Here is a 21,617-nt window from a genome sequence, read left to right as displayed (position 1 = left end):
ACCCGGGGTACGGATAAGGGTGGCCTAAGCGGGCCTGGCGCGCCCGTGGGCGCGTAATGTCCGTTGCAGACTGGTGAAGCAGAGATAAGCAGGAGTACGCAGTGACCTACGTGATCGCCGAGCCCTGCGTCGATGTGCTCGACAAGGCGTGTATCGACGAGTGCCCCGTGGATTGCATCTACGAGGGTGACCGCATGCTGTACATCCACCCGGACGAATGCGTCGACTGTGGTGCCTGCGAGCCGGTCTGCCCCGTCGAGGCGATCTACTACGAGGACGACGTCCCCGACGAGTGGAACCCCTACACCAAGGCCAACGTCGACTTCTTCGACGAACTCGGCTCGCCCGGTGGAGCCTCCAAGGTCGGCAAGACCAGCCACGACCCCGCCTTCATCAAGGCTCTTCCCCCGCAGGGCGAATGAGCCGGGTCGCTCTTCCTGATTTCCCCTGGGACTCCCTCGCCGGAGCGAAGGCGAAAGCCCAGGCGCACCCCGGCGGCATCGTCGACCTGTCGATCGGCACGCCGGTGGACCCGGTCCCCGAGAGCATCCGCGCGGCGCTCGCGTCCGTGTCGGAGATCCCGGGGTACCCGACCACGCACGGGATCCCCGAGCTGAGGGCCGCCGCGATCGAAGCGCTTTCGCGGCGGCACGGCATCGAAGGCGTTCCCGAAGCGGCCGTGCTGCCGACGATCGGTTCGAAGGAACTGGTCGCCTCGCTGCCGCGGCAGCTGGGGTTCGGCCCCGGTGACCTCGTCGTCATCCCCGAGGTGGCGTACCCGACCTACGAGGTCGGCGTGCTGATGGCGGGTGCTTCCCTGCTGCGCGCGGACAGCACTTTCGCGCTCGGCCCGCAGAAGCCCGCGATGCTGTGGCTGAACTCGCCGTCCAACCCGACCGGACGCGTGCTCGGCGTCGACCACCTGCGCAAGGTCGTCGAATGGGCACGGGAACGCGACGTCGTCGTGGTCTCCGACGAGTGCTATCTGGCGCTGGGCTGGGAAAGCGAGCCCGTGTCGATCCTGCACCCGTCCGTGCACGGCGGCTCCCTCGACGGTCTGCTGGCCGTCCACTCGCTGTCGAAGTCCGCGAACCTCGCCAGCTACCGCGCCGGTTTCGTCACCGGTGACCCGAAGCTCGTCGCCGGATTGCTGGAGATCCGCAAGCACTCCGGGCTGATCGTGCCGCGGCCGGTGCAGGAGGCCATGGTCGCCGCGTTGAAGGACGACGAAGCCCTTGTCGTGCAACGGGAACGCTACGCGCGCCGTCGGCTGGTGCTGCGGAAGGCGTTGCTGGACAGCGGTTTCGAGATCTCGCACTCCGAGGCGGGGCTGTATCTGTGGTCGACGCGCGGGGAATCCGCGCTCGACACCGTCGACTGGCTCGCCGAGCGCGGCATCCTCGCCGCGCCGGGCACGTTCTACGGGCCGACCGGTGGCCGGCACGTCCGGATCGCGTTGACGGCGACGGACGAGCGGATCGATGCCGCGGTGGAACGCCTCGCAGCCTAGAGCCTTCGTCGCGGCTGCCTGTTCTCCCGGTCGCCCCGAACATCAAAGCAGCACGTCACGAGCGCCACGCTCGAGACGGTGGGCGTCCCCAGCGTGGCGCTCGGGACACGCACGCCGACACGTTAGCCCTGCCCCTCAAGAGAACGCGACTTGCTACTCACGACCCCCTCGGTCTGGCGCGGTCTGGTGGATCGGTGGCGTTGCGAAAGCGCCCTTCGCCGCGTCGTATGCGCCATGGGCCCCTTCAGCCCACGTCGCGGCCGGTGAATCCCCGGTAGATGAACCGCGTCAGCGCCTCGACGGCTTCCTCTTCGGAGACCGCTGACGGGTCGACCAGCCATGTGTGCGCGAAGCCGTTGACCAGCTCGGCCATCATCGCGAGAGTGAGCCGCTCCGAGGCCGGGAGTTCCATTCCCGCCGCGGTGATGTACCCGAGGTGGCCGAGGATGTCCTCCGCCTGAGTGGCGCCGAAACGCGCGTACGTGCGCGCGAAGTCGTCGCTGACCATCGCGGCCTGGCGCAGCGCGAGCATCGTCGCGGCGTTGTCGCGATGGAAGTTCCAGTACTCGCGGACGTGCCAGCGCACCGCGTCCGGGTCGGTGAAGTCCGCTTTGTGCCCAGGCAGGGCGGCGTTGACGTCGCTCGCCGCCGCGAGGTCCGCGAGGAGCGCTTCGAGCAGCTCCTCCTTGCCCGCGAAGTGGTTGTAGAACGATCCCGCCGCGCGCCCGGCCTCGGCCGTGATGTCGGTGATCTTGGTGTTCAGGTACCCCTTCGCCGCGAAAACGCGCTTCGCCGCGTCCTTGAGGGCGGCCTCGGTCTCCGCCGCCTTCTCCTTGCGGCTCGTCGCCGTCATCGGCACCTCCTTGACACGGAAGGCTAGCAACGATCATAGTGAATACGGATTCACTGAATTCTAATTCACTGGAGGAGAGATGACCGAGGTCCTGATCGCGGGCGCCGGCCCGACCGGGCTCACGCTGGCCATCGACCTGGCGCGCCGTGGCATCGGCGTGCGGATCGTGGAGAAGGCCGAAACGTTCTTCGAGGGGTCGCGCGGCGACGGCCTGCAACCGCGCACGCTGGAGGTCTTCGAGGACCTCGGCGTACTGGACGCGGTGCTGGCCGCCGGGATGCCGCCGGTGCCGATGAAGATCCACTTGGGCGGCGAGGTCGTCGGCGAGCGGATGATGGCCGAGCTCGCCGAACCGACGCCGGAGGTGCCTTACCCGAACGGCTTCTTCCTCGGCCAGTCGCGGACCGAGGGGATCCTGCGCGACCGGCTCGCCGAGTTCGGCGTCCGAGTCGAGGTCGGCACCCCGTTGCTCGGCTTCGAGCAGGACGCCGACGGTGTGACGGCCGAGCTGCCGGGCGAGCGGATCCGGGTCCGCTACCTCGTCGGCGCCGACGGCGGGAAGAGCTTCGTGCGCAAGGCGCTCGGGATCGCGTTCGAGGGGACCACCGACGAATCGATCCGCATGCTGCTGGGCGACGTCCAGGCCGAAGGCCTCGATCGCGCGTACGGGCACTGGTTCGCGAAGCCCGAAAACCCCATGTCGGGGATCGGGCTCACGCCGTTGCCGGGAGTGCCGCACTTCCAGTTCGGCGCGCCGCTGGGGGAGGAGGAGGTCGAGGCGTCACTGGCCACGCTGCAGTCCCGGCTCGACGAGCTGTCCGGCGGCGGGATCCGGCTGCACGACCTCGCCTGGTCGACGGTGTGGCGGCCCAACATCCGGCTCGCCGAAAGGTTTCGCGAGGGCCGGGTCTTTCTCGCCGGCGACGCGGCGCACGTCCACCCGCCGACCGGCGGGCAGGGCCTCAACACCGGTGTCCAGGACGCGTACAACCTGGGTTGGAAGCTCGCCGACGGTTCGCCGGAACTGCTCGACAGCTACGAGCCCGAGCGTCGCGGGAACGCCGCACGGGTGCTGAAGATCAGCACGGAGATCCTCGAGAAGTACAAAGAGGGCGCGGACGACGCCCACGAGCGTGGCGAGAACACGCGCCAGCTCGACATCGGCTACCGCGGCGGTCCGCTCGCGCCCGAGGCGACCGGCCGGATCCGGCCCGGTGATCGCGCCCCGGACGCGCCGCTGAAGGACGCGAACGGCAAGTCCGTGCGGCTGTTCGAACTGATGCGAGGCCCGCGGCCGACGGTGCTGGTGTTCGGCGACGGTCCCGCTCCCGAAGGCGCGCGGCGGATCCTGCCCGCGGGCAGCACACTGTCCGATGTGGACTTCGAGGACGTCGGCGGGCACGCCTTCGCCGCGTACGAAGCCGGGAACGGGCGGCAGGTGTCGATCCGCCCGGACGGCTACATCCGCGGGCTGACCGCCTGAGCGGCCGCGTCGACCTCCGCCCAGACCTCGCGCCACACGGCGCGGACCTGGGCGCGGCGCAGCAGTTCCTTCTCCGCGATCCGGCCCGCGATGAAGGCGACTTCGACATCGGTCGTGTCCAGGGCTCCTCGCATGCGATCGGCGGCGACACAAGCGTCCTGATGGTCCCCGAGGACGGTCTGGAAGTTCTTCGTGGCCTTGATCAGCCGTTGGATCCGCTCTGCCTGCTTCTTCTTCGCGGCGGGCTTGGCCATCTCGGCGGCGTAGCGGAGTTTCTTGCCGTAGATGCGAAGCGCGTGAAGGTCGTCGTCCGGGGGATTGGCGGGAAGTGCTCTCACGGCCTTCGCGAGCTTTCGATGCGGCTTCGCGAGGCCGGCGACGAGATCGGCCGAGGTCTGGGGGCTCTCGTCGGCTTCCTCGGTGGCGGGCTGCCGGGCGAGACGGCCGATGCCCTGCAGCATCGAGGCATACCGGGGGCTGGTGAGCGCGCGGGTGAGCCGCCGCTTCGCGACCCCGCGTTCAGTGACGAACTTCGAGACCAGACGGCGCGCGGCGGGCTGGTCACGCACCTCGAATTCGGCGACGACGTCGCGAAGGTGGCCTATGAGGACGTCGTAGTCGCGGACGTCGCCGAGGGACTGCCCGAGCCAGCCGAGTTCGGCGCGCACGGGCTCGGCGTCGGGGCCGACGAGTCGGCCCGAAAGCTTGAGGACGCTTCGCATGCGGCGCAGCGCGACCCGCATCTGGTGCAGGTCCTCGGGGTCGGCGCCGGATTTGGTGCCCGGTTCGTGCGCGAGGAGCGCGCGGATCTCGACGTCGAGTTTGACCCGGACGTGGGTGGCCGCCGGATCGTCCGGCCCGGCTTTCGCGGGGCGGTCGCCGAGCCCGAGCGCGGCCGGAGTGGTCGAAGGGACGTTCTTACGCGGCAGGGTCTCGGCTGTCACAAGATGAATTCTAAGTGAACGGGCAAGGTCGTCCAGGCCGTGAGAGAAGCAAGGGACCTTTGCTGTCGCCCTCCGGGGAGCGTGACAGCAAAGGTCCCTTGCACGGGTGTCCGTGAAGGCCTCCTTCACTACCTTCAGGGTAGGCAAGGAGGCCTTCACGGAGACCGATGAGACCTGGCGAGAGCAGGCGACAGCAAAGGTCCCTTGCTCTCTTTCCGCAGGTCAGTTGGCGTGCAGGGCCGCGTTCAGCTCGATGCCGACGCCGGTGCGCGCGACGACCTCGACGGCGCCGGTCCCGGAGTTCCGCCGGAACACCGCGCCCGAGATGCCGGACAGCTCCAGCGCCTTCACGACCTTGCCCTCGAAGGTCACCTTCGTGCCGGCCGTGACGTAGAGGCCCGCTTCGACGACCGAGTCGTCGCCGAGCGAGATGCCGACGCCGCCGTTCGCGCCGATCAGGCAGCGTTCGCCGATCGAGATGGTCTCCTTGCCGCCACCGGACAGCGTGCCCATGATCGACGCGCCGCCGCCGACGTCGGAGCCGTCGCCGACCACGACGCCCGCCGAGATCCGGCCCTCGACCATCGAGGCGCCGAGCGTGCCGGCGTTGAAGTTGATGAAGCCCTCGTGCATGACCGTGGTGCCGTTGGCCAGGTGCGCGCCGAGGCGGGCGCGGTCGGCGTCGGCGATGCGGACGCCGGTGGGCACGACGTAGTCCACCATCCGCGGGAACTTGTCCACGCCGTAGACGGTGACGTTGCCGCGCGCCCGCAGCCGCAGCCGGGTCGCCTCGAAGCCCTCGACGGGGCACGGCCCGTGGCTGGTCCACACGACGTTCGCCAGCAGGCCGAAGATGCCGTCGAGGTTCGCGCCGTGCGGCCGGACCAGGCGGTGCGACAGCAGGTGGAGGCGCAGGTAGACGTCATGCGTGTCGCCGGGGGCGTCGGCGAGGCGGGCGATGGTCGTGCGGACCGCGACGACCTCGACACCGCGGTCGGTGTCCGGGCCGAGCTGGGCGGCGGCCGCCTCGCCGAGGGCCTCGGAGGCCTCCTCGGTGGTCAGCCGCACCGTGCCCGCTTCGCCGACGGCGCCGTCGGTCAGCTTGGGCAACGGGAACCAGGTGTCCAGCACCGTGCCATCGGTCGTGACGGTGGCCAGTCCGACGCCGGTGGCGCCGGTCGTTTCGGGATCAGGGGTCTGCTCGCTCACGACCTGAACGGTAACCCAGTGATCCTCCTCAGCCGCCGACGAGGCTCTTCACGCTGGTCAGCGCGGCCGCCATGTCGACAAGCGCCTGGCTGCACTGGCCGCCGGGAGCGGCCTGGTCCTGGCAGTTCGCGGTCCGGAAGACGGAGATCGGGCGGTCGAGCGCTTCGGCGCTCGGCACCAGGTCCGGGCGGCGCTTGCGGACGGTGCCCGCGGCGCTGGAGAGTTCGGTCACGTACTTCTGGCAGCCCTTGGGCGATTCGGTCCCCGGCGCCAGGTAGCACTGGTCGGTGCCCAGCGCCTTGAGCTTGATCGGCAGCACGTCCGGCCCCTCGCTGCGCGTGGGTTTCACCGTGACCGGGACCTCGTTCGATCCACAGCCGCTGAGTGCCAGGAGAAGGGCGAGCAGGATCGCTTTGGTGCGCACGCCTTCACGGTAGCCCCGGGGCCGCGCCGGTACGGTGCGGGCATGCCTTCGCTCGATCTGCACGCCGACCCCGTCGACCTCACCGCCGCGCTGGTGGACATCTTCAGCGTTTCCGAGGAGGAGAAGGTGATCGCGGACACCGTGCAGGCCGCGTTGGAGACGCAGGCGCCGCATCTCGAAGTGATCCGCAACGGCGACGCGGTCCTCGCCCGGACGAACCTCGGCCGTCCGTCGCGGGTGGTGCTGGCGGGGCATCTCGACACGGTTCCGGTGAACGAGAACATGCCCGTCCGCCGTGAGGGGACCGGTGACGACGAGATCCTGCACGGACTCGGCACCGTCGACATGAAGAGCGGCGACGCCGTCTTCCTGCATCTCGCCGCCGCTCTCCGTGAGCCGAGGCATGACATCACCTTCGTGTTCTACGACTGCGAAGAGATCGAAGCGACGAAGAACGGCCTCGGCCGCATCGAACGCGAGCTGCCCGAGTGGCTCCAGGGCGACCTCGCGATCCTCGGCGAGCCCTCGAACGGCGGGATCGAGGGCGGTTGCCAGGGCACGATGCGGATCGAGATCCGCGTCGAAGGCGTCCGAGCACACACCGCGCGCGGCTGGATGGGCGTCAACGCGATCCACGGCCTCGCCGAACCGCTGCGCAGGCTGGCCGAGTACACCCCGCGAGTGGTCGACATCGACGGCCTGACCTACCGCGAAGGCTTGCAGGCCACGAAGATCGGCGGCGGGGTCGCGGGCAACGTCGTGCCGGACGAGGCCGTGCTCACGATCAACCACCGGTTCGCGCCCGATCGCTCGTCCGAAGAAGCCGAGGCGCACCTTCGCGAGGTCTTCGACGGCTACGACGTCAAGATTGTCGACTTGTCGCCAGGTGCCTTGCCCGGGTTGAGTGCCCCGGCGGCCGCCGAGCTGGTCGCCGCGGCGGGAGGCAAGGCTGTCGCGAAGCTGGGCTGGACCGACGTCGCGCGCTTCGCGGCTCTCGGCATCCCGGCGGTGAACTTCGGGCCCGGCGACCCGACGCTCGCGCACACCCGGCAGGAGAACGTGCGCGCTGGCGAGATCCGGCAGGTCGCGGCCGTGTTGCGCGAGTTCCTCAGCTAGTCAGGGCGAGGAGTTCGTCGAGCGCCCGCTCCGGGCCGCCATAGGTGAGGTGCGCGATGGCGAACATGGGCGCGACCACCCGGCTCCAGGCGTACAACCTGTCGCCGTCGAGTCCGCACGCGTCCGCCACCACCCGGCAACGGGCCTCGACGCCTTCGTGCCAGGCGCCCTCGACCACGTAGTCGACGGCGTCGAAGCACGGATCGCCCACGCACGCCTTCGGATCGATCGCGATCAGGCCGCGCGACGCGCCGCCGTCCAGGACGTTGCCGAGGTGGAGATCGCCGTGGAGCAGCACGACCGGGTCCTGTGTGGACAGCAGGGTCTCGCAGCGATCGATCGCCCGCCGCCAGGCCGCCTGGCTGATCCGGGCGTTGATCGCCGGTTCGGCCAGCCTCCGGCCGATCCGCTCGAAGGACTCCTCGAACCGGCCATGCAGGGTCCACGGCCAGTCCGCGGGCGGGGCCATGGCGTGCAGCGCGGTGAGCAGTTCTCCCCAGCGCCCCGGCAAAGAGTCCGCTGGCAGATCCTCGGCCACGGTGCCCGGCAGGATCTCCTCCAGCACCATCGCGCCGGCGTCCGCGTCGGCGGCCAGCACGGCGGGCACCCGGCCCGTCGGCGCGAACACGCGCAACATCTCGATCTGCTTGGTCAGCAGCGCCCCGTCCGGGCTGAGCTTGAGCACCGCGGGCGTCCCGTCGGACCAGCGGCAGCGCAGGACGACGGACGAGGCCCCGCTGTCGAACAGTTCTCCGAGTTCGAAATCCCACCGGGAGGCCAGCCTCGCGGCGAGGGCCGGGACCTCCGCGAGCCACCCTTCGGCGACGGGTCCGAATCGGCCGACCAGCCGGGTGTTGATGTCTTCCAGATCCACTTGGGTCACTTCGGAACGTCCTCCTCTGCACCGAGCAGGAGCAGTCCGCGCCGCAGGAGATCCGCGGCCTCTTCGGAGCGCCCCTGGTCGCGTAGCAACTCTCCCGCTTTGTCGACTGAAGCGGCCAGGACGCCGCGAGCATCGCGAAGGGCTGCGACGTCGATGGCGTGTGCGAAGCCCGCTTCGGCTGCTTCAAGGTCTCCGCGGGCCAGGGCCAGTGAGCCCTGCTGAAACGTGAGGGATGCGGAGAGCGGCGACTCCGTCGGGATGCCTTCAGCCGCTTCGGCGAGCAGCGCGGCAGCGTCGTCGAGACGACCGAGTTCGCGGCAGACGTCGGCGAGTTCCAAGGTCACGGCGTGATCGGACGCGGCCGTCCGGGACGCGCGAAGGTCCGCGAGAGCGCCTTCGAGGTCTTCGGCGCGCCGGACCAGCGCCCGCGCGAAGAGGCACCGGGCGAGAACCGGCCGCAGGGCACGTTCGTGGAGCAGGTCGTGCAGCACCGAAACGGCGGCGACGGCGTCGGTCACCCGGCCTTCGGCGAGATACGCCTCGGCCAGCCGTCGCTGGTTCTCGGCGAGTTCGGTCAGGAGCTCTTCGCCGCCTCGGGCGAGGCGCAGTGCCTCGCCCGCGTGGTGCGCGGCCTGGGTGGTTTCGCCGAGGCGAAGCCGACCTTCGGCGAGGTACGCGTGCAGGGCCAGCAGAAGAACCGGATGCGGATGATCGGCCAGGCTCGTGTCGAGCGCGGTCCGGAGCAGGTGCATGGCGTGGTGCGGTTCGCCCAGCCCAGTCAGGAGGTTCGCCCGGAGCGCGACGGCCAGTTCCCGATACGGCGGGATGTCGTCGGAGAGGGCGGCTTCGGCGGCGGCCACCAGCCGCGAGCGGGTGCCGCCCTCGGTGAAACGCGCGAGCCACAGCCAGGCGAGCCCGGCTTGACGGGTGCGGCCGATCCCCTCGGCACGCCGGGCCAGCCGTCGCATCTTCGCGGCCGAGCCGTTCCCCGCGAGGAAGTCCGACGCGGCCGCCGCGATGTCCAGATCGAGCCGGACGTCGTCGCGGGGCGAGGTGACGCCGAGCAGCTCGCCGGTGTCCACGCCGAGCCGCGCCGCGAAGTGGCGCAACGCGTCGCCGGACGGCGTGCGCGCTCCCGTTTCGACGGACGAGACGTACGCGGCGGTGTAGTGCGGCTCGGCGAGTTCGCGCTGGGTGAGGCCGCGTTCGGCGCGCAGCCGCCGCAGCCGTCCACCGACCTCCTCGCCCATGACGGAGAACGATACGGGCGAACGCGCCGAAAGGTTGCGCGCGCGGTCCCGCAACTTCTCCCGGCCCCGGACCGTATCCCCCGATGTGACCGATGATCCGCGGGAGTGCCGATGACCGTGCGCGGGATTCTGGCCGTCGTCGTAGGCGCCCTGGTGGTGGCCGGTTGTGAAGCTCACCCCGTCGCTCCTCCCGCGGTGACCCCGGTACCGGTCCTCGCGCCGCCGACAGCGGTCTCGCTGTCTTCGCGGAAACCCGCGCCGCCGTCCGCCGGGATCACCTTCCCGCAGGCGGGATCCGGCCAGTGGATCCTTCCCGCCGGTGAAGGTCCGATCGCCGGGCAGACCGGAAAGCTGGTGCGATACCGCGTCGCCGTCGAGGCGGACATCGCGGGCGTGAGCCAGGACGAGTTCGTCAAGGCCGTCGAGTCCACTTTGGCCGATCCACGCGGCTGGACCGGTGGCGGCCGCCGGCGGTTGCAGAGGGTCGGTCCTGACGGCCCGGTCGATTTCACGCTCTACCTCGCCACGCCGGAGACACGCGACGCGCTGTGCGGCAGGCCGGACGGCTACACCTCGTGCCGCAACGGGAACAGCGTCGTGCTCAACGTCGCGCGCTGGGCGAACGGCGTCCCCGGATACGGCGCGCCGTTGACGATCTATCGCCAGTACATGGTCACGCACGAGGTCGGGCACCGGCTCGGGCGCGGCCACGAGAAGTGTCCCGTACCAGGCGCGCTGGCGCCGGTGATGCAGCAGCAGACGTTGGGGCTGCACGGCTGCAACCCGAACCCGTGGCCTTATCCGGACGGGACGCAGTACTCGGGGCCTTCGGGGGAGTACGCCGATCCGATCCCGCGCGACGGGTCGTGAGCACCCCCGCCGAAGTACATGAAGGCCCCCTTCCTTGCGCCTAGCGCAAGCAAGGGGGCCTTCATGTACCGCAGGAGGGTTTACCGGCCCTGGAGCGACCGCACGTTGTTCCCGAACGTCCAGCTCCGCGAACCGTCCCAGTTGATCGACCAGGTCATCAGGCCCTTGAGTCCCGGAATGCTCCGGTACGCCTGGGAAACCAGGCCCGTCGACATGTAGCCGCCACCGGCACCCGCCTGCGCGGGCAGGCCCGGGACCTGCTTGTCGTAGGGAACCCGGATCGTCGTGCCCTGGATCACGAGGCCCTTGTCGAGACACTCCGTCTGCTTGACGAAGCCCTGGACCGTCCCGGCCTGGTACGAATCACCGGAGCAGCCGTACATGCTTCCGTTGTAGTACTGCATGTTCAGCCACCACAGCCGGCCGTTGTCCGCGTACTTCTTGATGATCGGCAGGTACGCGCCCCAGATCGAGCCGTAGACGACGCTGCCGCCGGTGACGTACGCGGTCTCGGGCGCCATGGTGAGCCCGAAGTTCGACGGCATCGCGGCGAGCACGCCGTCGATGATGCGGATGAGGTTCTTCTGCGACGCGGAAAGCGTGTTGATGTTCCCGCCGCCGGTGAGGCCCGTTTCGATGTCGATGTCGATCCCGTCGAAGTTGTACTTCTTCAGGATCGGCACGATGGTCGCGACGAACTTGTCCGCCACGGTGGACGAATTGAGGTCGATCCCGGCGGTGGCACCGCCGATGGACATCAGGATCGTCGCGCCCGCGTCCTTGGCGGCGCACATTTCGGACGGGGTCGCGACCTTCACAGTCGCGTCCATCCCATCCTCCCATTTTGCCGTTCCGTCGGACAGGATGACCGGAAAGGCCGCGTTGATCACGTTGTACCCGTTGGATTTTATCCGGGCGTCGGTGATCGGGATCCAGCCGAGCGGCGGGTGGACGCCGTTCGAAGCGCCGTCCCAGTTCTCCCAATAGCCTTGCAGGACCTTGCCCGCGGGCTTCGATTTGACCGCGCAGACCTCGGCGTCCGTCGAGGCTTGCGCCGGGGTCAGGACGACCAGCGTGGTGACGGCGAGTACCGCCGCGCCGGTGATTGCCAGCAGCCGTGAGACGCGACCGAACATACCCAGCTCCCATCTCGAAAGCGGTTGTGAACGAACAACAGGAAGCGGCCGTTCGGCTCAACATAGGTCGCGGTGCCCGGCTGCCGCTACCGACGATCGGGTGGTCTAGACCAGATATCGAAAGGTTGTCCGAAAAACGTTCTCACGCACGAGGGCCATCTCACGAGGCCGGGTGTCCTCGTGAGATGGCCCTCGCCATTCGGATGGTCAGACGGTGATGGTCCAGCTGTCGAGCGTGCCGGTGTCACCGGAGTAGGCGTCGTAGACCACGAGCGTCCAAGTGCCGGACGCGGCTTCGTTGGTCACCGGGACCGAGTAGTTCCGGGTGCCGAGCTCGGTGCAGGGCAGGGAACCGGTCGGCTTGACCGAGTACGTGCTGCCGTCGGGGGCCTTCAGGCTGATGCGAAGGTCCTCGGAGCAGGTGTGCGTGCCGGTGATCGACACCTTCACCGGGGACGTCGCCGTACCCGTCGCGCTGGAGGTGATCGGGCTGTTCACCGTGCCGTAGTCGGCGATCGGGTAGTCGGTGCCGTTGGTGAACGTGCGGACACTGACGTTGCCGACGGTGAGCGTGTACTGCGCCGTGCGGTCGACCGCGGTCCCGTCACCGGTCACGGTGATCGTGCTGGTGCCGTTCGGAGTGTCCGCCGACGTCTGGATGGTGAGCGTCGAAGACGCGCCGGACTGCACCGAGGCCGGGTTGAACGTCGCGGTCGCCCCGGCGGGAAGACCGCTGGCGCTCAGCGAAACCGTCTGTGCCGCACCGGAAGTCGTCGTCGTGTTGACCGTGACGGTCGCCGACTGTCCAGGTTGGACGGTGCCGGAAGCCGGGGAAAGACCGAGCGAGAAGTCGGGGCCCGTCGAGGCGCCGACGGCGAGCTTCCAGAGCGCGTAGCCGATCGCGTCGCTGTTCTTCTCCACCGGGGTGTCCGGGATGTTGGACGTCGTGTCGCAGGCGCGGTGGTAGCAGCTGTCGAACGCGCGCCCGGCGGTGCCGCCCCACTTCTGGGCCTGCGCGGCGCTCTTCGTGTACCCGGCACCGGTCGCGAGGCCACCGACCGGGATACCCGCGCTCTTGAACGACGCGTGGTCCGAGCGGCCGTCGCCCTCGGTGTCACCCTCGGTCTGGATGCCGATCGTCCGGAAGTACTCGTCGAACACGGCCTTGACCGAAGCCACGTCGTCATAGACGAAGTAACCCCAGTTGTCGGAGCCGATCATGTCGAAGTTCAGGTAGGTCTTGATCTTCGTGCGCTCGGCCTGCGGCAGGCTGTTGACGTAGAACTTGGAGCCGCGCAGTCCGGACTCCTCGTCGGCCCACCAGCCGAAGCGGACCCGCTTGGCCATCGTGGGGTTCTCGCGGGCCAGGGTCAGCGCGGTTTCGAGGATCGAGGCCGAGCCCGAGCCGTTGTCGTTGATGCCGGGGCCGGCGCTGACGCTGTCGAGGTGCGCGCCGAGCATGATGACCTGGCTCGCGTCACCCTGCGGCCATTCCGCGATGATGTTCTGGCTCGAACCCGCGCAGCTGGTGCAGGTCTGCAACGTGACGTTGTAGCCGGCGTCGCGCAGCTTCTGCGACACATAGGACACCGACGCCGTGTAGCCGGAACGGCCGGAGGCCCGGTTGCCGCCGTTCTGGTTGGCGATGGTCTGCAGCGCGTTCAGATGCGACTTGATGTTCGCGAGCGAGATGTCCGGTGCGGCGTTCGCGGTCGTGACCGCTTGGGCGGGCGTCACGACGACACCCAGTACGGCGGCCATGCCGACGACGGCCGCTCCTATTCGCTTTCCCCACTTCATGCCGGGGTTTTCCTTCCTTGATGGGATTTGCGGAAGGACTCCTGCCCCCGGCCGGGGGCAGGAGTCCTTCGCCTGCGAGAGGGAGCTAGAGGGTGATCGACCAGCTGTCGAGCGTGCCGGTGTCACCGGAGTAGGCGTCGTAGACCACGAGGGTCCAGGTGCCGGCAGCCACTTCGTTGGTCACCGGGACCGAGTAGTTCTTGGTGCCGAACTGGGTGCACGGCAGGGAACCGGTGGGCTTGACGGAATACGTGCTGCCGTCGGGGGCCTTCAGGCTGATCCGGAGGTCCTCGATGCAGGTGTGGGTACCGGTGAGCGTCAGCTTCACCGGGGACACCGCGTTGCCGGTCGCGGTCGAGGTGATCGCGCTGTTCACCGTGCCGTAGTCGTTGATGGCGTAGTCGGTGTCGTTGCTGAACGTCCGGATGTTGCTGCTGGTGCCGACGGTCAGCGTGTACTGCGCGGTGTGGGTGCCGCTGGCCGCGGTACCGGTCACCGTGATCGTGCTGGTGCCGTCAGGGGTGCTCGCCGACGTCGCGATGGTGAGCGTCGAGGAGGCACCGGACTGGACCGAGGCCGGGTTGAACGTCGCGGTCGCCCCGGCGGGGAGGCCACTGGCGTTCAGCGAAACCGACTGCGCCGCACCGCTGACGGTCGCGGTGTTCACCGTGACGGTGGCGGAGTCGCCCGCCTTGACCGTGCCCGACGCCGGGGTGACGCCGACCGAGAAGTCGGGACCGGACGGGGTGCACGAGGTCGGCTCACCGGTCGCCGCGGGGACGCTGATGGCCTCCCACGCCGCCTTGGTGGTGTTGAACTCGGTGCAGGAGCTCGGGTACAGCGCGAGCGCCGCCTCCAGGGTCGCCTTGCGGGCGGCCCGGTGGTTCCAGCCGGAGGTCTTCTTCAGCAGGCCGTTGTAGAAGATCTTCGCGGCCTTCTGGATGCCCAGACCGGTGATCGAGGTGTTGTTGCACGTCGGGCTCGCGGGCTTGCCGGCGGGCGCGGTGCCCTCGGCCAGCAGGTAGAACCAGTGGTTCTGCGGGCCCGCGGCGGCGTGCACCTCGGTGCTCGGGATCGAGGACGAGTAGCAGTTCGGGTTACCCGAGATCTTGCTCGGCTGGTACATGTAGCGGATCGGGCCCTGGCCGACCAGGTTCACGCCCTCGCCGACCTCGTAGTCCGGGGTGTCCTTGGCGTTGTTGGCGTAGTGCTCGGTGATGGCGCCGAAGATGTCACCGGTGGACTCGTTCAGCCCGCCGTTCTCGTTGCCGCTGCCCGCGCCGCCCGGCGTGGTCTGGAAGATGGCGTGGCCGAACTCGTGCGCGACGACGTCCATCGAGGTGGCCTGGCGCTGGTTGTCCTGCGAGTGACCGAAGGTGGTCGAGGAACCGTCCCAGTAGGCGTTGACCTGGTTGAGGCCGACGGAGGAGGGGAAACCGCCGCCGCTGCCGTTGATGCCGTTGCGGCCCAGCCACTCGCCGAGCATCTTCCACTCGGTCTGGACGCCGAAGAGCGTGTCGACACAAGCGGTTTCGAGGTTGGTGCCCGAGCCGTTGCCCCAGTTGTCGTCGGGGCCGGAGTACACCGCGCCGTTCTGCGGCTTGCAGCTGATGTTGGGACGCCCCGGGTCGCGCATGGAGTAGGTGCCGCCGGAGTTCGTCGTGTCGATGGTGACGTTGCCGACGTAGTAGCTGTTCCCGGCGCCCAGCGTGCTGACGCCGCCCGACGTGTTCTGCGTGGCGGCGGGGATGTTCGACATCTTGACGTCGTCACGGGTGTCGAGGACCGCCCCGGTGGCGCCGTCCACGAAGACGTGCAGGTTGCTCGGCGCGGCCGCCTTGGTGCCCTTGACGACGACCTCGTAGGCGAGCTTGGGGGAGTTCCCCGCCAGCACGACGAGCTGCGGCGCCACCACACTGTCTACTTTGGACAGCTGGCCGCGGGCGACCTCGGCCGCCTTCGCCGCGGAGATCTTGGCCTTGGTTTCGACCGAGATCGCCGCGGTCTCCGCGGCGCTGGTGCCGCGGACGCGCCCGGCGCCGTCGGCCACCACCACCGCGTCCCCGCCGACGACCGGCAGGCCACGGTAGGTTCGTTCGTAAGCGGCGTAGAAGAGTCCTCCGCCACCCGGTGTCATCCCGACGCGGCGGAAGCCCTCCTGCGGACCCTTCCGCAAGTGGTCTACACCAGCCGCGGCGGCCTGGTCGGCCGCGCTCGCGGCCACCGCGTCGGGGCTCGCGGGCTGGATGGTGGCGGTGGTCGCGTTCGCCGGGATCGCCGGGAACGTCATGCTCAGGGCAAGGCCGGCGATGGCCGCCAACCCTGTTCTGAGCCCTCGCTGAACGGTCATGGGAACCTTCCATGGGCAAGACCGTGTACCCGGCACGGCCATTGGCGCGGCGGGGAATTCGACCGGATCGGGAGCACGGCGGGGGACGGGGAAGCGTGTCCATTCGGATAACTGGAGTTATCTCGATGGACACGTTCGAAGTAAAGGAGCTGCTCGCCGGGAGCGTCAATGGGCCGGATGGCCTAGTGGCACACGCGAAGATCATTCCGCGAAGAGTGAAATCCCTGTGTAGTAAGCATTTTCCCGCCGCTCGCGATATATGGCGACTTTCGTATGGTTTTCAGTCCGCCGGCCCGGAATCGGACATAGCGGCCGCGCGTACACCGCGGCGATAGGCTTCCGACGCTTCTTCGATTAATCCGCGAGCGCGCAACGTGTCGCCCAAATGCAGAGAAGTGGCCACGAGCGCGCCGAGTAATTCCGAACTTTCCTGTGCGGTGGCGGCTTCTTCGAGCAAGGCTGTCGCCGCGGGAAGATCGCCGCGGGCGCGGGCGATGAGTCCCAGTAACCGGAGAACCTCGGCCCTGGCTTCGATGTCGGGGGATCGATCCAGAAGCGGCCGGATCCCTTCGGCGAGTTCGGCCGCCTCGTCGAGTGCCCCTTGCCGGCGGCGGACGTCGGCGAGTTCGATGGTCGCGCCGAGTACCCCTTCGGCCGAACCGGCCTTGGCGAGGAGATCGCGGGCGAGCAGCAGTTCGGCGTGCGCCTCGTCGAGTTTGCCCAGCCTCCGCCACAGGAAGCCGCGTGCCCAGCGGCATCGGGCGGCGTCCCGGTCGTAACCGAGGGAGGTGAACAGCCGCAGTGCCCGCGCGAGGTCCTTCTCCGCGCGGTCGACGAGGCCGATCGCCTGCCACAGTTGTGCCGCCTGCCGGTGGTATCGCGCGGAAATGTCCTTGCGGCGGGCGGAAGAGAGGGCGCGACGTCCTTCTTCGGCGGCCCGCCGGGCGCGGCGGAGCGCGCCCATTTCGACGAGCGGGTGGATCAGCGCGGTCACCAGCGCGAGTTCGGCGTCGGGATCGCTCGCGCCGTCGGCGCGGAGTCCGGCGAGCGCGGTCTCGACGAGCGCGACGGCCGCGCCCAGATCCCCCGACAGTGCCCGGCAGGCGGCGAGCCGGTTGACGATCATCGCCCGCAACCGCGGCGACGCCGCGTCGGCGAGTTCCATCGCGTAGGCGAAGCCTTTGTCCGCCAACGGGATGTCGTAACGTTGCCAGTGGACTTCGCCGAGATGGAAACGCGCGTGGCACTGGACTTCCGGTAGCCGGTACTCCGCGGCTCGTCGTTCCACGCGGGTGAATTCGTGTTCGGCTGCGTCGAGTCCGCCTTGCTGCAACTCTCGATATGCGGTTTCCAGGGCGTCGAGGAGTTCTTCGGCGGCGCCCGGTGGCCTGCCGAAGCGGAGTTCGTCCGCGGTGAGGCCGAGCCTTCGGGCCAGGTGGGACACCACGTCGTCCGAGGGCAGCCGGCGGCCCGATTCGACCTTGGCGAGGAAGCCCCGGTCGTAGCGGGGCTCGGCGAGCTCGCGCTGGGTCAGGCCGCGCGCCCGGCGCAACCGCCGGACCCGCGCGCCGAGTGATTCTGCCCCGTTCGGCGTGGACGGCACTGAACCACGGTAGACGATTTCCCGGCGGTTTCCGGCGCGGGCGGGACAAGTGGGTGAGCAACGCGGCGAACGCGGGACCGCCGACCACGAGAACCGGCCGTGGTCGTCACGGTGGGATACCCGCTGACCGCGGCGTGAAGCCGGTGAGTTTCTCCCGGCGAATCGGACATATTGACGGCCGGGGTCCGGAGGGCTAGCGTCTTGCGCAATAAAAAGGAAACTTTCTTAACTAATCTGACTAGTCGTGAGCGGGGCGCCGATGATGGTGAGTTCCTGGTCCCGGGCGGTGGCCGCGGTTTCGGCACTGGTCCTCGGGGGTTTGACGGTTCCGGCGGTTTCGGCCGCGGCGGCGGTACAGGGGGAGGTCCGGGTCGATCAGGTCGGCTACGGCATCACCGAAACCAAGTACGCCTACCTCCTGTCCAGCGCGCCGGGTTCGTTCTCGGTGGTCGACGAACGCGGCTGGACCGTCCATCGTGGACGGACCGGCGCCGCGCTCGGCGCGTGGAACGCGAAGTACCCGGCGGTGTACCAGCTCGACCTGTCGAAGGTCTGGCTGCCGGGCAAGTACCGGATCGTGGTCAGCGGTGAGACCAAGGCGACGTCGCCGACCTTCCGGGTGGACACCAAGGACCGGCTCTTCACGCCGCTCGTCCGCACCACCAACGAGTTCTTCCAGGCGCAGCGCGACGGTGACGACATCGTCCCCGGCCGTCTCGACCGCAAACCGTCGCATCTGGCCGACAAACAGGCCACGGTCTACGACTGGCCGGTGTTCGTCGGCGAGGGCGGCGACGAGATCGCCGAACCGCTGAAGCCGATCGGCGGTCCGGTCGACGTCGAAGGCGGCTGGGTCGACGCGGGCGACTTCGTCAAGTTCACCTCGAACACGGCGTATTCGCTGGCGGAGCTGGGATACGTGCTCCGTGAGGGCTACGATCCCGTGCTGGCCAAGGAGGTCAAGCTCGGCCTCGACTGGCTCGACAAGATGTGGGACGAGCGGAACAAGACGCTCTACGCCCAGGTCGGGATCGGCACGGGCAGCGACAAGTTCGGCTTCCTCGGCGACCACGACGTCTGGCGGAACCCGCACGACGACGACGCGCTCGACGTGAAACCCGGTGACCCCAAGTACTTCGTCAAGCACCGGCCGGTGTTCCCGGCGAATCCCGGCGGTTCCGCGCTCAGCCCGAACCTCGCCGGCCGCGTCGCCGCCGCGTTCGCGCTCGGCGCGCAGGTCGAGGCGAAGCGGAACCCCTCGCTGGCAAGGAAGTACCTCGCCGAGGCCGCCTCGGTCTTCGCCCAGGCCAAGACCGAGAACGTCGGCGAACTGGTCACCGCGTTCCCGCACGCGTACTACCCGGAGTCGTCCTGGCGGGACGACATGGAGCTCGGCGCGACGCAGCTCGCCTTGGCGGGTAAGGCTTTGCGGGACCCGCGGGCGGGTGATTGGACGCGGCAGGCGGCGCACTGGGCGAAGGCGTACATCGATCTCGAAGAGAAGAGCACGCTCAATCTGTACGACACCAGCGCGCTGGCGCACGCCGAACTGGCGAAGCTCCTGCGGCACGGTGTCCCGGGTGCCGCGCTCGGGCGTGCGGAACTGATCGGCGACCTCCGGCGTCAGCTCGACGAAGGCGTCGCGAGCGCGGCGAAGAGTCCTTTCCGGACCGCCGTGTCGGTCAAGGACTTCGACGCCGCCAGCAAGAGCTTCGGGTTCGCCGCGACCGAGCGGCTGTACGCGGACGTGACCGGTGACCGGCGGTACGCGGCGTTCGGTTCGCAGCAGCGGAACTTCACCCTCGGCGCGAACGCGTGGGGAGTCTCGCTGGTCGTCGGCGTCGGGACGACGTCACCGAAGTGCCCGCACCACCAGGCGGCCAACCTCGCGGGTGAGGCGAAGGTGCTCTACGGCGCTGTCGTGAACGGACCGAACGGGGCCGAGCACTTCGCGGACCTGCCGTTCCCGGCCGGGGCGAAGGAGTGCACGAAGCCGTTCGACGCGTTCGACACGACCGAGTCGCGCTACACCGACGACCTGGCCTCGTGGCCGAGCAACGAGCCCGCCATCGACTTCACCTCGACGGCCATGCTCGCGTTCTCCCTGGCCGGACGTTCCTGACCGTGATCGCGGGGCCCGCCTGTCCGGGCGGGCCCCGCGTTCGCGTACCCGACAACTCCTGTTCGCGGCGATGCCGCCGCTCCGGACGGTGACGACGTCGTAGTCTTGGCGGGGTGAGTGAGACAAGCGAGTTCCCCGACGGCCAGTACCCGGAACGACCGATCGAGCGCCACAAGGGCCCGGTCGTGCTGCGGCGGGACCGCCGTGACCAGGGCAGCACCACCGACCAGCGCCTGCTGGACTCGCGGGGGCCGAGCGACTGGGTGCACACCGACCCGTGGCGTGTGCTGCGGATCCAGGCGGAGTTCGTCGAGGGCTTCGGCGCGCTGGCCGAGGTGCCGCGCGCGGTGACGGTGTTCGGTTCGGCGCGGACCAAACGGGACCACCCGGAATACGAACTCGGCCGCAAGATCGGCGGCGCCCTCGCCGACGCGGGCTTCGCGGTGATGACCGGCGGCGGCCCCGGCGCGATGGAAGCGGTCAACCGCGGCGCCAACGAGGCGGGCGGGTTCTCCGTCGGCCTCGGCATCGAGCTGCCGTTCGAGCAGGGCCTGAACCCGTGGGTCGACCTCGGCGTCAACTTCCGGTACTTCTTCGCCCGGAAGACGATGTTCATCAAGTACTCGCAGGCCTTCATCTGCCTGCCCGGCGGCTTCGGCACGCTCGACGAGCTGTTCGAGGCGCTCACCCTGGTGCAGACGAAGAAGGTCACGAAGTTCCCGGTCGTGCTCTTCGGCAGCGACTACTGGGGCGGCCTCTACGACTGGATCGCCAAGACCTTGCTCGCCGAGGGCAAGATCGGCGAGAAGGATCTCGACCTGCTGCACGTCACCGACGACATCGACGACGCCGTGCGGGTCGTGCAGGATTCGTACCAGGCATGGGAGGACACCCACTGATGGCGGCTCCACGACGGGTTTGCGTCTTCTGCGGTTCGTCGATGGGCTTCGACTCGCGGTACGCCGAGGAGGCGCGTGCGCTGGGCACGCTGCTGGCGTCGCGGGGGATCGGGCTGGTCTACGGCGGCGCTTCGGTCGGCACCATGGGCGTCATCGCGGACGCCGCGCTGGCCGCGGGCGGCGAGGTGATCGGCGTGATCCCGGAGGCGCTGGGCAGCGTCGAGATCGCGCACGCCGGCCTGACCGAACTGCACGTCGTCGCCGACATGCACCAGCGGAAGGCGAAGATGGCCGCGCTGTCCGACGGCTTCCTCGCGCTGCCCGGCGGTGCGGGGACGCTGGAGGAGCTGTTCGAGGTGTGGACGTGGGCCCAGCTCGGGCTGCACGAGAAGCCGATCGGGCTGGTCGACGTCGGCGGGTACTACGCGCCGCTGCTGAAGTTCGCCGACCACATGGTGTCGGAGGGCTTCCTGTCGGCCGGGTACCGGGACATGCTCTCGATCGACTCGGACGCTTCGGTGCTTCTGGACGGCTTCGCGGACTATGTGGCTCCTCCGCGTCCTAAGTGGGCTAAGTAGGCCTTCGGTCGCGACTCGGTGCTTTTCGCGTGACCGAGTGGACGACACACGTGTCTGGACGGACGGCACTCGTGTCTGGACGGACGGCATTCGTGTCTGGACGGACGGCACTCGGCCACGGCCGAGTCCCACCGCGTGTCGTCCCGCCGGTCACACGTGTCGTCCGTCTGATCACACGTGTCGTCCACTCGGTCACGCGAAACCGCCCGACCGTCGGTGCCCAAGGCGCGGTTGGCCCTGACCCGAATCGCTACTCACGGCCAACCTGAGGCACGCCTGGCGGGCACCTTTGCCTTGCCTCTCGCGCGGTGTCTCAGTACATGAAGGCCCCCTTCACTGCGCCTAGCGCACTGAAGGGGGCCTTCATGTACTTGGGGCCGCTGTGAAGGGCGAGTTTCCTCGGCTGAGCCGAGGGAAGGGGTCCTTCACGCGCGCCCGCTGTGGCATGTGGGGTTTTTGGGGCGTCTGAGGTTTCTGTGGCGCCTGGGGCGGCGCGGCGGTCCGTGAAGGTCGCCTTGAGGGACCCAGAGTCCGTGAAGGCCTCCTTCACTACCTTCAGGGTAGGCAAGGAGGCCATAACCGACCAG

18 protein-coding genes are annotated in these 21,617 nt (G+C 69.0%); 8 read left to right on the top strand and 10 right to left on the bottom strand.

Translation table 11 applies throughout. The annotated features are described in order from the left end of the window. Positions 1-101: 101 nt before the first annotated feature. Together fdxA and dapC are read left to right on the top strand one after the other, a co-directional pair. Positions 102-422, top strand: coding sequence for a ferredoxin (gene fdxA / locus ACFWMR_RS32740; RefSeq protein WP_005155436.1), 321 nt, complete (start codon positions 102-104; stop codon positions 420-422). Then, the gene (gene dapC / locus ACFWMR_RS32735) at positions 419-1,510 is read left to right on the top strand and encodes a succinyldiaminopimelate transaminase (protein ID WP_093933718.1); all 1,092 of its coding nucleotides are present in this window, start codon (positions 419-421) and stop codon (positions 1,508-1,510) included. The genes fdxA and dapC overlap by 4 nt, the downstream gene beginning before the upstream one ends. 244 nt (positions 1,511-1,754) lie before the next feature. Here dapC and ACFWMR_RS32730 read toward each other — a convergent pair whose 3' ends face one another. Continuing rightward, positions 1,755-2,363, bottom strand: a complete 609-nt coding sequence (locus ACFWMR_RS32730) for a TetR/AcrR family transcriptional regulator (protein ID WP_093933719.1) — start codon at positions 2,361-2,363, stop codon at positions 1,755-1,757. 79 nt (positions 2,364-2,442) lie between these two features. Here ACFWMR_RS32730 and ACFWMR_RS32725 point away from each other — a divergent pair, with 79 nt between their 5' ends. Continuing rightward, positions 2,443-3,846, top strand: coding sequence for an FAD-dependent monooxygenase (locus ACFWMR_RS32725; protein WP_378381160.1), 1,404 nt, complete (start codon positions 2,443-2,445; stop codon positions 3,844-3,846). Here ACFWMR_RS32725 and ACFWMR_RS32720 read toward each other — a convergent pair. The 3 genes from ACFWMR_RS32720 to ACFWMR_RS32710 all read right to left on the bottom strand — a co-directional run bounded on the left by ACFWMR_RS32720 (position 3,822) and on the right by ACFWMR_RS32710 (position 6,423). Then, positions 3,822-4,790, bottom strand: a complete 969-nt coding sequence (locus ACFWMR_RS32720) for a CHAD domain-containing protein (RefSeq protein WP_378381159.1) — start codon at positions 4,788-4,790, stop codon at positions 3,822-3,824. The genes ACFWMR_RS32725 and ACFWMR_RS32720 overlap by 25 nt on opposite strands. A 222-nt stretch (positions 4,791-5,012) precedes the next feature. Continuing rightward, the gene (gene dapD / locus ACFWMR_RS32715; protein WP_378381158.1) at positions 5,013-5,999 is read right to left on the bottom strand and encodes a 2,3,4,5-tetrahydropyridine-2,6-dicarboxylate N-succinyltransferase; all 987 of its coding nucleotides are present in this window, start codon (positions 5,997-5,999) and stop codon (positions 5,013-5,015) included. A gap of 28 nt (positions 6,000-6,027) precedes the next feature. Then, positions 6,028-6,423, bottom strand: a complete 396-nt coding sequence (locus ACFWMR_RS32710) for a hypothetical protein (RefSeq protein WP_378381157.1) — start codon at positions 6,421-6,423, stop codon at positions 6,028-6,030. A gap of 42 nt (positions 6,424-6,465) precedes the next feature. On the opposite strand from ACFWMR_RS32710, the gene dapE reads away from it, so the two are divergent. Next, entirely contained in the window at positions 6,466-7,539 is a 1,074-nt protein-coding gene (gene dapE / locus ACFWMR_RS32705; protein ID WP_378276500.1) for a succinyl-diaminopimelate desuccinylase, read from the top strand. On the opposite strand, the gene ACFWMR_RS32700 is transcribed toward dapE, so the two are convergent. Further along, positions 7,532-8,422: an aminoglycoside phosphotransferase family protein gene (locus tag ACFWMR_RS32700; RefSeq protein ID WP_378381156.1), complete on the bottom strand. Its 891-nt coding sequence runs from the start codon at positions 8,420-8,422 to the stop codon at positions 7,532-7,534. The genes dapE and ACFWMR_RS32700 overlap by 8 nt on opposite strands. Continuing rightward, entirely contained in the window at positions 8,419-9,672 is a 1,254-nt protein-coding gene (locus ACFWMR_RS32695) for a helix-turn-helix domain-containing protein (RefSeq protein ID WP_378381155.1), read from the bottom strand. The genes ACFWMR_RS32700 and ACFWMR_RS32695 overlap by 4 nt, the downstream gene beginning before the upstream one ends. Positions 9,673-9,783: 111 nt before the next feature. Here ACFWMR_RS32695 and ACFWMR_RS32690 point away from each other — a divergent pair, with 111 nt between their 5' ends. Beyond that, complete coding sequence (locus ACFWMR_RS32690) at positions 9,784-10,542, top strand: DUF3152 domain-containing protein (protein ID WP_378381154.1); 759 nt, start codon at positions 9,784-9,786, stop codon at positions 10,540-10,542. 80 nt (positions 10,543-10,622) lie between these two features. Here ACFWMR_RS32690 and ACFWMR_RS32685 read toward each other — a convergent pair whose 3' ends face one another. The 4 genes from ACFWMR_RS32685 to ACFWMR_RS32670 all read right to left on the bottom strand — a co-directional run bounded on the left by ACFWMR_RS32685 (position 10,623) and on the right by ACFWMR_RS32670 (position 17,431). Continuing rightward, positions 10,623-11,678, bottom strand: a complete 1,056-nt coding sequence (locus tag ACFWMR_RS32685) for a chitinase (RefSeq protein ID WP_378276506.1) — start codon at positions 11,676-11,678, stop codon at positions 10,623-10,625. Positions 11,679-11,885: 207 nt separating this feature from the next. Beyond that, positions 11,886-13,478 (bottom strand): M28 family peptidase, encoded by a 1,593-nt coding sequence (locus ACFWMR_RS32680; protein ID WP_378381153.1) that lies wholly within the window; start codon positions 13,476-13,478, stop codon positions 11,886-11,888. Positions 13,479-13,563: 85 nt separating this feature from the next. Beyond that, positions 13,564-15,828, bottom strand: a complete 2,265-nt coding sequence (locus ACFWMR_RS32675) for a M4 family metallopeptidase (protein ID WP_378276508.1) — start codon at positions 15,826-15,828, stop codon at positions 13,564-13,566. 280 nt (positions 15,829-16,108) lie between these two features. Further along, positions 16,109-17,431, bottom strand: a complete 1,323-nt coding sequence (locus tag ACFWMR_RS32670) for a helix-turn-helix domain-containing protein (RefSeq protein WP_378381152.1) — start codon at positions 17,429-17,431, stop codon at positions 16,109-16,111. Between the two features lie 259 nt (positions 17,432-17,690). Here ACFWMR_RS32670 and ACFWMR_RS32665 point away from each other — a divergent pair, with 259 nt between their 5' ends. The 3 genes from ACFWMR_RS32665 (at position 17,691) to ACFWMR_RS32655 (ending at position 21,030) form a co-directional block, all read left to right on the top strand. Further along, positions 17,691-19,553: a glycoside hydrolase family 9 protein gene (locus tag ACFWMR_RS32665; RefSeq protein ID WP_378381165.1), complete on the top strand. Its 1,863-nt coding sequence runs from the start codon at positions 17,691-17,693 to the stop codon at positions 19,551-19,553. Positions 19,554-19,666: 113 nt separating this feature from the next. Then, entirely contained in the window at positions 19,667-20,452 is a 786-nt protein-coding gene (locus ACFWMR_RS32660; protein ID WP_005155415.1) for an LOG family protein, read from the top strand. After that, on the top strand, positions 20,452-21,030 hold the full coding sequence (locus tag ACFWMR_RS32655) for an LOG family protein (RefSeq protein ID WP_378276511.1): 579 nt from the start codon (positions 20,452-20,454) through the stop codon (positions 21,028-21,030). The genes ACFWMR_RS32660 and ACFWMR_RS32655 overlap by 1 nt, the downstream gene beginning before the upstream one ends. Positions 21,031-21,617: the final 587 nt, after the last annotated feature.

This window comes from Amycolatopsis thailandensis (assembly GCF_042723255.1).
Taxonomy (GTDB): Bacteria; Actinomycetota; Actinomycetes; order Mycobacteriales; family Pseudonocardiaceae; genus Amycolatopsis; species Amycolatopsis thailandensis.
Note: the sequence above shows the minus strand (reverse complement) of the source record. Positions and strands in the feature narration are given on the sequence as shown.